The organism is Paenibacillus sp. FSL W7-1088 (assembly GCF_037969855.1).
Lineage (GTDB): Bacteria > Bacillota > Bacilli > Paenibacillales > Paenibacillaceae > Paenibacillus.
Genome location: NZ_CP150216.1, coordinates 340,429 through 354,789 on the forward strand (window position 1 = coordinate 340,429; position 14,361 = coordinate 354,789).

Genomic DNA, 14,361 nt, shown 5'->3' on the forward strand with positions numbered 1-14,361 from the left:
GTTAGCATTATATAAAATTTAAAATGAAGGATTATGAAGAGGTTTTTTCTTTATAAAGTACTTGTATTTAGTGGGTTATTTTAATGATCTAGAACAATATTTGGATGAGATGTTATACTTATAATGGAAAATTTTATTCCCTGTTTTACCCAACGGTGAAAGGAGACTTAATGAAAAAAAGAACCAAAACCATTCTTGGTGTGGTTGTTCTACTCGTGATTGCAGCTATTGTGTTACCAATGTACATTTCGAGACAACATACCACCTTTCGAGCTGAAGTCACGGATCATATGAGTATGCTGGATACACTGGAGATTCTGGTTATCAAAAAAATACCGACCACCGATCCATACGATGAAAAAGAAGTGACTATTAAAGATCCCAAAGAGATTAGAAAGGTGTTGAAGCTTGCGAAGGATATCGAATTAAGAAGACTAACGGAAACAGATATCTCAGGGCGATCCGAGGGGAAGCCGTATTACTATGACTGGCAGATTTTGACTAAGAAAGAAGATCAATTTACAGTAGGCTTTGGAATTACGTTTTATAACGAACATGCCGTCTCTATCTATAGCGGATATAAAACGAGAGACAAGCTTGAAAATTATGAAATTACCAATGATTTTAATTTAAGTGAAATGGAACGCCTATTTACTAATTTGAAGGAGGGAAAGGAATGACGGAGTATCAATTACGTCCGATTGAGGAGCAGGATATCCCTTTTCTGTGGGAGATGTTGTATGCATCCATGTTCAAGCGGGAGGGCGAAGAGCCTTTTGATCCTGAGATCATTCATAGCCCCGGCATGTCCAAGTACGTTGAAGGCTGGGGGAGAGATGGAGATTTCGGATTTATCGCCGTGGATTCTCAGGGCAAACGTATGGGTTCGGTTACGTTGCGGTTTTTTAATGATCAGAATGCGGGATATGGTTATGTAAATGAGGCTACACCTGAGATGGGAATGGCCGTGATTGAGACAGCGCGTGGCAAAGGAATAGGTACCCGTCTCATTCAGGAGGCATTAGAAGAGGCTCGAAAGCGGGGAATTGACGCCGTTTCGCTCAGTGTTGACCCGGACAATGAAGCAATTCGGCTTTATCAGCGTTTCGGATTCGTCGAACAGGGCATGTGCGGCACATCTGTAACGATGGTGTGTGTGATGAACCCATGATCTTATCGCAAACATGATAAACATATTCATTTCATATGGAGAGTTTGAAAATACAAAAGGCGTTCCCCTCATTTGCTGGGAAGCGCCTTAAGATATGACTGCATGCTCCTCACACCGTATTTCCTTTATGCTCACATAACAGCCCTTTTTTAATTAGTTTAATAAAAATGCCAAAGCGTCATCATATGTTTCCCACTGGAATTCGGTCTGATGCTGCGATTCTTTGGAGATCCGGTTTAGCTGCATTTTGGCAATCGCTCCGCCAACCGCTACACTAGCACGCTTCATGCCCCACTGTGCCAGCAGCTTCTGGTGCTCCACCATTTTCTCTTTTGTATCCTGAGGAAATGCCTTCATATTGCGCATGTCCACCAGCACATCAAATGAGTTACCCAATTGCTCCGCTATTTTTTTTATCTCAATATTTGTTTGTTCCACCTGTTCAGGAGTAACCACCCCTTCCCAAACTATTTCAATAATAGGTTTAGGTGAATTCAATCGTTTTACAGACATTTGGCAACTCCCTCGCGATAAAATATTATGTACTATATAAGTCTATTGGCCTATTAATTATACCCTCAATTTGCGGAGATGAAAACAAAGTTCACTATTTTCTAATACTTATGAACTATGTCCTCCTAGCAGATACAGTTTCAGGGAACGAATGTTGATGAGCTAAACCAGACATCAAACATAAAAAGCCGCCCAGTCACGAAGAATCTGGACGGCTCTTAACAATGTCTAAAAACCAATCTTCAAGCTGCTGCCCTCTGTCGCTATTCCTTCCGAGCGGCTGATGGGCAGCTTTTGTTCTGCGGAGAAGCCAATCGTCTCGCCGTCATGCAGAGTTACATCGTTTTCAACAACATAATTCGCAGTCATATACATCATTTCAAATACTTCACTTAAGGGCTTTTCGGATTGAGTGATTTCCATCTCCTCTTTCCCGAAGTTGCGTAGCCCATAAGTATAGGCTGATGCGCCTTCAGGACTTTGGAATAATCCGATGAAAATCCAGAGGGAGACGGGCAGTTCATCATCCTTGATTCCACGACTGATGTTAACGTACTGACCTGCTTCCACCACCAGTGGCGCCATATATATAGCCAGCGCATGGTCAAGCTGGAGCAAAGCACTCGCTGTTTGGGTGAACAGAATATGTGCCTGTATGGCGTCAGTTGCATTCAGTACAGAGACAATAATCTGAGATTGATGTCTTGAAGTGACTTGTACTGCGTCCCGCCACAGCACATTTAATTTGGCATTTTCCTCTACTTCGTGGTCAGGAATTGGAGCATTAATATGTGCACACACGACTTGCATTCCATTCACTTCGAAAAAAAGATTGCCTTCCTCCGGACGTTCCTCAATCTCAATATTCCACTCGTTTTTCATCGTGCTAATAAAGTGATCAAAATTACAATCTTCGTGCTCCAGCAAAACAAATCCGACGATAGTTTCACTATATGGAGCAGTATGTACGGCTCCACCTGCGGTCGCGTTTTCCTTTTTGCGGCGTCGAAGCTTGTCAAACAGTCCCATGAAACGTTCTCCTTTCCAGACCAATCACATGATCAGGCATATTCCGATGCCTTTATAACCATACCTTACCACATTGGAGCTTTTAATGAATCCCGGTATGGTACTGCCCATCAGGTGATCAGAGGAAAAGAACGAGAAGTAATGCAATGATCGCAGGCAGCCCTTGTTTGATAATGATGGACCGAGTAGCGGTTACACCTCCGTAGAGGGCGGCGATAATGACACATGCCAGGAAGAAGATCTGAATGTGCTGTCCGACGGATGCATCCGGATAAACGAGTCCCCAGATCAAACCTGCGGCCAAAAATCCATTGTACAGACCTTGATTGGCTGCCATGGACTTGGTGGATTCGGCTAGTTCAGGGGTAAGACCGAACGTTTTCATCGTGCGTGGACGGGTCCACAGGAACATCTCCATCGCCATGATGTAGAAGTGCTCGATGGCTACAATAGCCACGAAAATGATACTAATCAAAAGAAACACCTTGCTTTCTTATATGTCATTTATTTACTTGTCCTACTCAGTATAAATGTTTACCATCCGAACTGAAAGTATAAATTTAATTTTACACAAATTAATTGTGTAAATTGTTTATGGATTCATGATTTTCATTAATAATGACGCCACGGATTAAGTACAAAGATAAACATACGCTGATTGTCGAAAATCCATTCATTGGGTAATAATGAACAATAAAGAATATGAAATTACTCATGGAAAAGGGGGATTAGCGTGGGTGTGGGAACCGTTCAATTCGTCCTGCTGGCGGATGATCCATCAACATTTGTTACACGAGTCGTACCTTTTATTGATATTGAACTCGCTGGAATTCCGAATGACCGGCATTATGGTCTGTTGCGCCCAGCCGACTCCCGCCAGAAAATATACAAACGGGGAACGCCGGTTGCAAATCGCAGGCAAATCAGTATTGTCTCGGAAGAGGAATGTGCTCTCATAGCACAGAAGATGAATATTCCTGAAGTACGTCCGGAGTGGCTCGGCGCCAACCTATTGGTCCGTGGTGTTGAAAAGTTGACGGAGCTTCCTGTCGGGACCCGACTTCTGTTTCCGGATGGAACCGGGCTGATCTGCGAAGGGGAGAATCTGCCTTGTGTACACCCAGGGAAAATCATTGAGCAAGTCTACGAGCAGGATGGGTTGCGCAAAAAGTTCGTGCCAGCCGCCCGCAAAAAACGCGGAATCGTCTGCTCAGTCGAGCGTGAAGGCGTCATCACCACCGGAGATACCGTCGAAGTTGTTCGCCTGTCCTGAGGCTTCAGGACAGGTTTTTGCATTGCAGTCTAGTCCTTTGCTTCGACTGCAGTTCATCTCACTTTATCCTCTGGAATGGACGTAATCTTCAGGTGTGCTGCCGATGATGGACTTGAAGTCTTTGATAAAATGTGACTGATCATGATATCCAAGGTCCTGGGACAGCTTAACCAGATCGCAATTCACACCCCGCTCCATCAGCTCAGCAGCATTTTGCAGGCGGTAGAGTTTGATGACCATTTTGGGGCTGATGCCCACATACTGATTGAACAGGCGCTGGAGCTTTCTTGTGTGCATTTTCCAGGAGGCAGATAAGTCATCGACTCTTAACATATCCCGATGCTGTTCAATATACAGCACAATCTGGCTGACCAGAATGGCTTGATCATCAGGAGGAGGGAGGTGTTTACAGAGAAGCTGATCCATATAACTGACTTTGTCCGCATCACTTTCATCTCCGAGCAGACGTTCTTCGAGCAGTGGAGCATCGACACCAAGCACACCAGAGACATCCAAGGGGTTCCCATACAATGTGGAGACGGGATTACGAATGAATGGATAGAATCCGCCAGGCTTAAACTTCACCCCAAACACGGTTCCTTTTTCACGGACGAGATAGGAGAATTTCTGTCCGGATGGACCAAAGAAAAAGGTGTTTCCACGCTCTACCACCAGATTGACACATGGATTGGGAACCACATGTTGAGGATAAGGATCATGCCCGGTAAGATCCCAGGAGACGATCCAGAAATGCTTGACCAAAGAACTCAATGCCTCGGAAGGGGCATACCGTGTCAGGCAATATCTTTTGTCGCCCTCATCCAGTTTCAGAAGACCCATACTGGGTCTGATCGCATGATCCTCATGTTTCATCTTGTCGATTCCTCCAGGTATCTAGTCAATTCTGCTTCGTTACGAACCATACACAATTTATGTTGGTGAGGCTGCAAAAACGCCATGATTAGCGCCTTTTCCTTACGGTCATGATGATAGCTCCATGTATACATCTTCCAGAGCATGGTGAATGTCTGTCGGTAATTTCCCTGTTCCAGCCCGAGCTTCTGTACTGTGAAACGTTTGAGAATGCGCACATTCCTTTTCCACACGGGGGTATTTAAATAGACGATAAGATCAGCCTGCTCAAAACTGCTTGCTACCCATTTATAGTGCACACCTTCAATAATCCAATGATTGGAATCCACAGCTTTTTGCAGAAGGGTGTCCCGTGTCTCCGGACTATTGCGAATATCCTGTCCTTGAGGTACACGGTGCCACACTATGTTGTCGAGCTCATAATAAGGAAGGTCTAACCTCGCGGATAAATGGCGGGCCAGTGTAGACTTGCCGCTACCGACTGAGCCGATAATATGTATTTTGTTTGGCCTGAGTTTGATCATGGATTGTTCACCGATCATTCCGTAACCAGTCCCCTTTGTTATTTACCTTTGCTCCCTGAACAGCAACGCACGAACAGCGAAACGTGGCAAAATAAGTTGTCTGCGCCATCTGGAAGGCTGGCTGAGCAGTCGATAAAGCCATTCCAAGTTAAGCTTCTGCCATATGGCAGGTGCTCGTTTGGTTTTGCCGGCCAGAATATCCAGGCTTCCCCCGACTCCGATGGCTACACGAGCATTGAGTTGATGGCGATATTTGTTGATCCAGTGTTCAGCATGGGGTGCTCCCAGGGCCACGATAAGAAAATCAGGTTGTGCCTCGTGAATCTCTTTTACAATGTTTTGCTCCTCGCCCGTTGTGAAAAATCCATGATGTCTGCCATGAACAATGACGCCCGGATAGTTTTGCGTAATAACTTCTACAGCCCGCTTACTGACACTTTCTTCTGCCCCGAGCATATAAAAGGACCAATTCTTCCTGCGTCCTTCCTCCAACAAACGAAAAAGCAGGTCACAACCTGTTACCCGTTCGGTCAATTGTCCACCCCGAAAGCGGGATACCATAACAATGCCCGCGCCGTCAGCGGTAATAAGCCCTGCCTGATCCACGACCGAACGAAGCGCCTGATCCTTCTGGCAGGACATGACGATTTCCGGATTGCCTGTGATGACATGGAACAGTTCGGATTGTCTCTGATCGACTACATCACCAAGAATCGTAACCGTCTGATCCATAGTTATATTGGGAAAAGGAATTCCCATAATATTTGTTGTTTGGTTCATATATTTGTTCCTTTCGAGCTCGATCTATTCGTTCCTAACGGTGTCTATTTCCTGTTATTTCATTCCATTTGAGTATATCTGATCTCCTGGCATTGCACTATAGAATGTTTTCGTTGTCTATACTTGCTAGAAACAAATAAATAGATGAAGATTATCGGAATAAACACTAGAGCGTATCTGTTTTATTAACCTTTTCTTACATATATTACAACTACCCTGCCCGTTAGTACTCTCGGCATACGGTTATGCTTCCAGTTAAACTGTAATGAGGCATGAGGATCTCCCTTTAAAAAAACAAAAGCCGCTAGAAATATAGCGGCTTAAAAGGAACAAAATCTTTACTCCTACATATTTAATCGAAGGTGATTGTTTCAATAGCTCCTGCAGGGAATGAACCATATGCAGCTTCCCGAACGTCTACGCTATCTCCAGGTTGAAATGTAACTACTTGTTGTGGAACGAATTTGATCCATTCTTCACCATTCTTCGAGTACTCAATAGCTGACGTTGAAGCAGAAAGGGTATTCCCTCCTTTAAAAATGTTCACTTTAGATTTAAAAGTGAAACTTTTGGCTGGGGCTGCTGGGAGGTATTGTCCTCCTTTTTCACGAAGCAGAATGGTCAGATCCCCTGGAAACTGAGGAGGGTTGTTTTCATCATATGTTGTCCACGTCTCTCCATTATCTGATGAGTATTCCATGGCTGATGAAATGTAATTTGTATCAAAAGTATTACTTATATCATTTATGCCGGCATACATCACAACATTATCTACAAAAGAGACAGTCTTTGCTTTACCTGCAGGCACTTGATTTACTGGATCAGCCTGAACGCGTACCTGTACAAAAACGCGACCTGGGAAGATGGGAGGATTCTCTTCATCATAGTTATGCCAGTTTGTTCCTCCATCCACAGAGAACTCCATAGTTGAATCTGCTCCAATTAATATATTTTTTGCGTCATCATTATCGATGGACGGTTGTTCAGGCGCAGCTGGCAATGTATCTTTTAATGTGATATAAATTGGGGCAGTTTCTGTACCATCTTGAAGTAAGGCACGGACTAACAGTTGGGTTGCCCCTTCAGGAATCGATGTTCCTTCAGCAATCGTATATCGGTTGGATCCATCCTTATCCACTCGATTAATGGAAGCAATCTCTCTACCTTGACTTCCCCAGATAATTTCATATGAACTCACTTTGTCCTCATTTACACCAGGTGTCCAAACTACGTCTCCCCCAATAAGTCCTACTCTTGTGTCAGTATCTGAAAAATTCAGTGTAGTTGGAGCAGAGGATACAACTTCGTATGCTAGATCGTAATAGCTGCGAATTTGAGCAATGCCAGTAAACTCCCCTTGTGGCAATTGTTCTCTGTATTCTAAAATGATTTTGCCAATCTCAATTCTAGAAGCTGCGTTTAAATTATTGAATGCAGTTAAATCAATATTTAATGCTGATGCATAACGCTTGATATATGACTCCATTAAGGAAGCACTTTGCGCACTATTCAGGGAACGAATAGCAGTGGCTTCATTGGTGCTTGGTGCAGGATATTGTTGATTAACGGCTTCTACAATTTCTTTAACATCGCTGTAGGTTGTGTACTTCCCGGCTTGTTCTGCGAGAGCCTTCTGATAATGCTGAGCATTAAACTCAATCAAGCCTAATTCTTGTTTTAACGGAGAAGGGTATGCTTCAAGAAGGTGCATAACCTCTTCAGCCTGGGTTGGATCAACAATGCTTCCTATTTCGATAGCGAGCTGTTTGGTAATAAGATTCACGACTTCCGGACCTGTATAAGTCCCAAACCCACCAAACCCATGAGCAGTAGGTGTACCGTTAGAGCTTGTAAATTTAATAGACAGAGCATTTTTTACATAGGTCCAGTCTAATCTATAGGAAGTTCCATCTCCCAGTGTGACTGGGTCAAAGTTTAAATTAAGGATAGGCATATCCGGAATAGTTAAATCCCACTCTATCGAATTAATTTCAATAAAACCATAACCATAGTTTCTGAGATGCCCGCCTTCTACAATAGCAGATGGATCGGTCACACTAGTAATTGGTGGTGTAAGCACACCAGTGAACTGAATCCTAATTTGTTCAAGGTTTTTCTTTTTAAATGGCAAGATATCCTCACTATTAGGCAAGTAATTGCTTACCGACATGATATAGCTAGGTTTAGTTTCTTCACCTGTATCGCTATTTTTGAAAACGGCCCAAATACCATATGCTTTTGATTGCTCTAAGCCTTCAATTTTAAAGGTTGTTAATTGGTTAGCTGTTGCTTGTACAACGCCGTTTGCAAATGGTACATCTTCAGTAAGTGTTCCATTCTTTATTTGCTCTGCAGTAGGGCGTACATTATCATCTAACCGAACGGCCATATAATAGATCGTCCCCGTTTGGTTTACGGTGACTAGGCCATCAGCGGATGTTTCCATTCGGTTCTGATAACTAGTTCCTTCAATAAAAGGATATCCTGTTGAAGGTGTAGGCGTTGTTGGATTTGTTCCAGGGTTAGACGGGCTTGTCCCCCCTGAACTGCCTCCATTTGCTCCACTATTAGAGGAACCTCCTCCCCCGGTGACCGGTGGTGTATAGCTTGGATTCGGTGTCCCGTTAATTGTTGCAATTTGTGATTTAACTTTATCGTAATTCAAAATCACTTGTTCTGGTGAGACACCTTCTGGAAGTACAATTTTTTGGACAATTACATTCGCTGGAAGAGATACTTTTGCTGAACGTTCGTTAACGGTGACCGTACCAATCACTTTGGCGTTTTGAACGTTGATCGCTCCGGAACCTTGGATGGTCATAGAATCAATATGACCTGTCCCGGATATTGTTATTTCTTTATCACCGGCGTTAACCTCAAGATTACGAATATGTGCATATAAAGAAGCGTTCTGTACTCCTTGACCTATACTCACAGTTTCATAGGTTATGGAGTTATCTCCCCATAACCCTGAGAGCTTGGATTCGATCTGTACTTCTTTAACTACTGTCTTGTTTAAAGACTCAACACGGACATCTTCTTTGGCAATTCTCATATTTTGAAGATTCGATTGGTCAAAGACAACGGTGTTATCGTCTCCACCATTTACATATGTAGTCCCTAATACAGATATTTGTTCCGCGTAAAAATCGTTATTCACTTCAGATGATATTTCCAAGTTGCCTTTTATAGAGATATTCTTAATTGTTATATAATCTGCAGCAACAGTCAGGTCTTTTTCAACAGAGATTTTACCCCCGTCGAGTACAAGGTTTCCTGAAAATTCAGGTTTTCCTGAGACTGCAGCCTTACCTGGAGTTACAAGCTTCAATTCAAGTACTTGTGTAATAACGCCATTTTCAGCTTTAAATTGAATGCCTGCGTTTTGTAGAACAGGTTCATTCTTGGATGTGAATAATGCCTTCAAATTATCTGCTACTTGATAGGTCTTATCTCCAATAATCACATTTTCATCATTAATTTTCTGTATGAACTGAAGATTACTCACACTGTTTTGTGAATCGAGTCGAATTAAAATAGCTGCTAATTCTTGACGAAGCACATACTGTTTAGGATAGAAGCTACCATTACTACCTGTCATTAAGCCGGAAGATACAACAGAATTAACTGATTGTTTAGCCCATGTAGAGATGTTTTTTTCGTCTTTTAGATTACTTAGTTGGCGCTCTTCTTCTTTAGGATCTATATCTTTATTTTGAGTAATACGGGTTAAAATAGTTGCTAATTCTTCCCTTGTCACAGAGTTCTTTGGACGGAAGTAACCATTGTTATCTCCCAGCATCCAACCATGATTATGTACTGCATCAATAGCTTGTGCACTCCATGTTTCATTTGGAACATCAGAGAACGTTGTGGAGCTAAATTCCTGTACAGGTAGTTGCATTAATTTAGTGATGGCCATTGCAATTTCTTGTCTTGAAACTTCTTGAAGTGGATAAAACATACCCTGCCGATCTCCGCTAAGCAATCCTTTTTCTTGTGCTTCTTGAATAAAGGATTGAGCCCATGAGGATGCCTTACTCAGGTCTTTGAATGAGGTGGTACTGGATTCTGCAAAAGCACTTGAACTGCTTAATGTGAGTGCAATCGTTGCAGCAGCAGCAATACCAAATTTTTTGGGATAAATCAATGAAAATCCTCCTTAAAAATAAGACTATTTACTCATAAATGATTAAATAATACATCTAAAGTCCTGTTAATCATAATACGAAAAAAAATTTCTCACAATATTATTTTTGTTGAATGCTTCCTGCTCATACAAAAGATAGTTTGACTTTATTTATAAATGAGCATATTGGGTTATCATTTGTTTTCACTGTTGTCGCGTTTTTACAATACGCCGATTGGGGTAAACGATAGGATAGTATTGCAAGCATGTCAGTTGAGTTGTACCTTCAATACAACACATATAGGGAGTGAGTTCATGGAATTAAAATATGAGTTCTATATTAATGCCGGACAGGAAGAGGTGTGGAATGCCCTGATCTCGCCGGATGGTACACGGAGCAGCTTTTTTGGCAGCGAACTTCGTTCTAATTTCCAACCAGGTCAGCCGTTTGCCTATGTAGGGCCTGGGAATGACGGTGCAGAGACGGTTCATGTATACGGCGATATTCTGGAATTCGAACCTCTATCTTTGTTAAGTTACCTTGAGCATCCTGGACCTTCCTACCACGCTAATCACGCTGAGCTTCAATCCAGAGTAGTGTTTCAGCTGGAGAAGGTGGGGGAATGTACGAAATTAACCCTGATCAACGACCAATTTACGGACAACCATCCATCCTTTGCGAACGCACAGAGTAGCTGGTGGATGATATTGAGCAGTATCAAGACATGGGTAGAGACAGGCGAAACGCTGAATTTTGGCTGGTAAAGGTCCGATCGCGAGAAAATATATGAATATAACATCATAACAATGTGAGAAAAGCGCTGATAAGGCGTTTTTTTTTTTATGTTGTTTTTCGCAAATGGATGAAAACCCTCTACATTTAATGTCTAATGATGTCGAAATATATATAAATGACTTTAGAGGAGAAATCGATATGTTTGGTAAACGTACCCAAATGATCAAGCAAGCCCCTGCGGGTTCGCTTCAACACTTATTGGAATACAGTCGTAAACTGGTTAAAGACGCAGAGCAAGGGATATATACCAGTGAGCTGGAATTAATCAATGATTCTCAGGAAATTGTTGAAATTGCACATAATATCAATAAAGCGGTACATATGCTGAAGAAGCAAAATGAAGCAGCGGATATGCGCCTCAGAATGCTAAATCAGGCATTGAATATCGGACTCTGGGAATCCGAGATTGTAGCAGGAGATCCTCTGGATAGCAATAATATCGTTGCTTTTTCCAATGAATTTCGTCAAATGTTAGGCTTTAGCAATACGAAGGATTTTCCCGATGCTTTTGCAAGTTGGGCCAAATCCGTCCATCCTGATGACAGACCCCAGCTGGTTCAGGAGATTACGAAAAACGTTAATACAACTTCTGAGAAGGCCGCATACAATGTAACGAGCCGAATGATAACAAAGAGTGGAGAAGTGCGCTGGTTCCGGTGTCTTGGACAAGTTGTTAGAAATGATCAAGGCGTTCCGGTTAAACTTCTGGGAATCATGTTTGATATTCATGATGAGAAGAGTAAATCCGATGAGTTAGAAGCACTCGTTACCCGTTATGACCTGGTAAATCGCGCATTAGTGGAAGCGCCGTGGGATATGACCGTTGTGGCTGGAGATGTGGTTAACCCGAATAATGAATTTTGGTGGTCACCACAGTTTCGCCGAGAGCTTGGATTTACCGATGAGCAGGATTTCCCGAATGTGTTCAGCAGTTGGAGCAGCCGGCTTCACCCGGACGATCATGACCGCACGATCAATGAATTTGCCAAGCACATGAATGACTACAGTGGACGGACACCTTACGATCTGGATTACCGTCTGCAACGTAAGAACGGGGAATATCGCTGGTATCATGCAGGTGGTGAGACGGTTCGGGACAGTAACGGAGTACCGCTCCGTGTAGCGGGAACCATTCGTGACGTGACACATGAGAAGAACAAGGAACAGATCGTCGAAGCGATGAATCAGAAGACGAAGCTTTTATCCGAATCCATCGGTGAGATGGTACGTGGAATTAACTCGATTACTGATCAGGCTCAGGAACTGGTTACTGCACAAGAGTTATCCGCGGACGCGGCCATTCAGGTAAAGAGCAGTGCAGATGATACCAAAAACATTACAGCGTTTATTCGGGAAATTGCCAGCCAAACGAATTTACTGGGTCTGAATGCTGCGATCGAAGCAGCCAGAGCGGGAGAATTGGGTCTTGGTTTTGGAGTTGTGGCCGGAGAAGTTCGGAAGTTGGCTGACCATAGCTCGCAGGCTACCGTCAATATTGAAGATAGCATGCAGGCAATGAAGACCTTCATTGACCAGATTCTGGAGCACATTGGCAACATGTCCACACTGACACAGAATCAGGCTGCCCTGACACAGCAGGTAAACGCCTCGATGGATGAGATTAATATGATGTCGCAGGATTTGGTGAACTACTCACGAAATTTGTAAGATGGGATACGGTTTAACCTTGTTGATTGTTGGATGATAAAATGAATTACACAAGAAAAAACAACCGAGACGCAATTTCTGCTCTCGGTTGTTTTTTTGTATTCTCAACACACGATATATGCAAATCTATCTCTTGAATTATACTTGTTGAACTTTGATCAAGTTGGTGTTACCGGATTGACCAATCGGTACGCCAGCGGACAATACGATGATGTCGCCTTTTTCAATATAACCGGTTTTAATTGCATTGCGTGTAGCGGACTCAAACATTTCATCGGTTGTCGTTACTTTGTCGCCCATAACCGGAATGACACCGGAGAGCAGACAGATTTTCGCAAGTACTTCTTCATGCTGTGTAACCGCAATGATCGGTGCTTTTGGACGATATTTGGAGATCATGCGCGCCGTAAATCCACTCTCGGTAGATGTGATGATCGCTTTGGCATTCAGGACAAGGGAGGAACTAACTGCTCCCTGACTGATAACTTCGGTAATGTCAGCTACTTGTTGAGCGGATTTTTGGTTGAATTGTTCTTTGTAATCAATCATCGTTTCAGCACGGCGAGCAACAGCTGCCATTGTGCGCACGGATTGTACCGGGTATTTACCTGCTGCCGATTCACCAGACAACATCACAACGTCTGCGCCTTGAAGAACAGCGTTAGCAACGTCACTAACTTCCGAACGAGTTGGACGCGGATTCACTTGCATCGATTCCAACATGTGCGTTGCGACGATAACCGGTTTACCTGCGCGGTTACATTTATCGATCATTTCTTTTTGCATCATAGGAACGTCTTCGATTGGTACTTCAACCCCGAGATCTCCACGAGCTACCATGATACCGTCAGATGCTTCAATGATATCGTCCAGGTTGGTCATACCTTCCTGGTTTTCGATTTTGGAGATGATTTGTACATGATCTACACCGCGTTCTTTCAGGATGCTGCGAATTTCACGAATGTCGTCGCCTTTACGAACAAAGGAAGCAGCGATGATTTCGATACCGTTTTCGATTCCGAATCCGATGTGCATAACGTCACGTTCCGTTACACCTGGCAAAGTCGTTTTGATTCCTGGCAAGTTAACCCCTTTACGTGGTTTCAGAATGCCGCCGCTGATGATTTTACAGTGAATATCTGATCCTTCCACGGACAGTACAGTCAGATCCACCAAACCATCATCAATGAGGATGCGATCGCCAGGTTTTACAACAAGGTTCAATTCCGGATAGTTTACCGAAATACGCTCAGCGTCACCAAGAATTTCTTCGGTAGTCAGGATAAGCTCTTTACCTGCTTGCAGATGGCAGGATGCTTCTTTCAGTTTGCCAATACGAACTTCCGGTCCCTTGATATCCATCATAATCGGTACATACGTATTCAATTCGGAAGCTGCTTTGCGGATATTGTTAATCCGTGCCACGTGATCTTCCAGCTCACCATGAGCCATATTCAGACGGGCAACCGTCATCCCTTCCTGGATCATTACTTTTAACAATTCGATTGAGTCACAAGCAGGTCCCATAGTACAAATAATTTTTGTTTTCAACATGCTGTTTTCCTCCTCATATGTTTGCTTATATGTGTATTGTAGCGTTTTCTG

At 43.1% G+C, this 14,361-nt stretch carries 13 protein-coding genes; 5 read left to right on the forward strand and 8 right to left on the reverse strand.

All coding sequences use genetic code 11. The annotated features are described in order from the left end of the window. Window positions 1-170 precede the first annotated feature (170 nt). Together MKY42_RS01585 and MKY42_RS01590 are read left to right on the forward strand one after the other, a co-directional pair. Window positions 171-680, forward strand: coding sequence for a hypothetical protein (locus tag MKY42_RS01585; RefSeq protein ID WP_090905413.1), 510 nt, complete (start codon window positions 171-173; stop codon window positions 678-680). Continuing rightward, a complete protein-coding gene (locus MKY42_RS01590; RefSeq protein WP_090905411.1) occupies window positions 677-1,171 on the forward strand; it encodes a GNAT family N-acetyltransferase in 495 nt (164 codons plus the stop codon). The genes MKY42_RS01585 and MKY42_RS01590 overlap by 4 nt, the downstream gene beginning before the upstream one ends. Window positions 1,172-1,324: 153 nt before the next feature. Here the strand turns inward: MKY42_RS01590 and MKY42_RS01595 are convergent, their stop codons facing one another. The 3 genes from MKY42_RS01595 to MKY42_RS01605 all read right to left on the reverse strand — a co-directional run bounded on the left by MKY42_RS01595 (window position 1,325) and on the right by MKY42_RS01605 (window position 3,188). Beyond that, on the reverse strand, window positions 1,325-1,684 hold the full coding sequence (locus MKY42_RS01595; RefSeq protein ID WP_090905409.1) for a hypothetical protein: 360 nt from the start codon (window positions 1,682-1,684) through the stop codon (window positions 1,325-1,327). Between the two features lie 228 nt (window positions 1,685-1,912). Then, entirely contained in the window at window positions 1,913-2,713 is an 801-nt protein-coding gene (locus MKY42_RS01600; RefSeq protein WP_339848186.1) for a DUF4261 domain-containing protein, read from the reverse strand. Between the two features lie 118 nt (window positions 2,714-2,831). Further along, window positions 2,832-3,188: a DUF1304 domain-containing protein gene (locus MKY42_RS01605; protein ID WP_181458580.1), complete on the reverse strand. Its 357-nt coding sequence runs from the start codon at window positions 3,186-3,188 to the stop codon at window positions 2,832-2,834. A gap of 264 nt (window positions 3,189-3,452) precedes the next feature. On the opposite strand from MKY42_RS01605, the gene MKY42_RS01610 reads away from it, so the two are divergent. Then, a complete protein-coding gene (locus MKY42_RS01610; RefSeq protein ID WP_091002222.1) occupies window positions 3,453-3,986 on the forward strand; it encodes an MOSC domain-containing protein in 534 nt (177 codons plus the stop codon). 63 nt (window positions 3,987-4,049) lie between these two features. On the opposite strand, the gene MKY42_RS01615 is transcribed toward MKY42_RS01610, so the two are convergent. The 4 genes from MKY42_RS01615 to MKY42_RS01630 all read right to left on the reverse strand — a co-directional run bounded on the left by MKY42_RS01615 (window position 4,050) and on the right by MKY42_RS01630 (window position 10,313). Next, window positions 4,050-4,859: a helix-turn-helix domain-containing protein gene (locus MKY42_RS01615; RefSeq protein WP_090905403.1), complete on the reverse strand. Its 810-nt coding sequence runs from the start codon at window positions 4,857-4,859 to the stop codon at window positions 4,050-4,052. Then, a complete protein-coding gene (locus MKY42_RS01620) occupies window positions 4,856-5,401 on the reverse strand; it encodes a DNA topology modulation protein FlaR (protein WP_339848188.1) in 546 nt (181 codons plus the stop codon). Before MKY42_RS01620 ends, MKY42_RS01615 begins: the two co-directional genes overlap by 4 nt. A gap of 24 nt (window positions 5,402-5,425) precedes the next feature. Then, window positions 5,426-6,163: a WecB/TagA/CpsF family glycosyltransferase gene (locus MKY42_RS01625; protein ID WP_339848189.1), complete on the reverse strand. Its 738-nt coding sequence runs from the start codon at window positions 6,161-6,163 to the stop codon at window positions 5,426-5,428. Between the two features lie 352 nt (window positions 6,164-6,515). Further along, a complete protein-coding gene (locus tag MKY42_RS01630; RefSeq protein ID WP_179262094.1) occupies window positions 6,516-10,313 on the reverse strand; it encodes a DUF4073 domain-containing protein in 3,798 nt (1,265 codons plus the stop codon). Between the two features lie 294 nt (window positions 10,314-10,607). On the opposite strand from MKY42_RS01630, the gene MKY42_RS01635 reads away from it, so the two are divergent. Both MKY42_RS01635 and MKY42_RS01640 read left to right on the forward strand, forming a co-directional pair. Then, window positions 10,608-11,057 carry an SRPBCC family protein gene (locus tag MKY42_RS01635; protein WP_179262092.1) on the forward strand — a complete coding sequence of 150 codons (450 nt, stop codon included), beginning with the start codon at window positions 10,608-10,610 and terminating at the stop codon, window positions 11,055-11,057. A gap of 169 nt (window positions 11,058-11,226) precedes the next feature. Continuing rightward, on the forward strand, window positions 11,227-12,756 hold the full coding sequence (locus MKY42_RS01640) for a PAS domain-containing protein (RefSeq protein ID WP_090905396.1): 1,530 nt from the start codon (window positions 11,227-11,229) through the stop codon (window positions 12,754-12,756). Window positions 12,757-12,894: 138 nt separating this feature from the next. Here the strand turns inward: MKY42_RS01640 and pyk are convergent, their stop codons facing one another. Then, window positions 12,895-14,310: a pyruvate kinase gene (gene pyk, locus MKY42_RS01645; protein WP_076292255.1), complete on the reverse strand. Its 1,416-nt coding sequence runs from the start codon at window positions 14,308-14,310 to the stop codon at window positions 12,895-12,897. Window positions 14,311-14,361 lie beyond the last annotated feature (51 nt).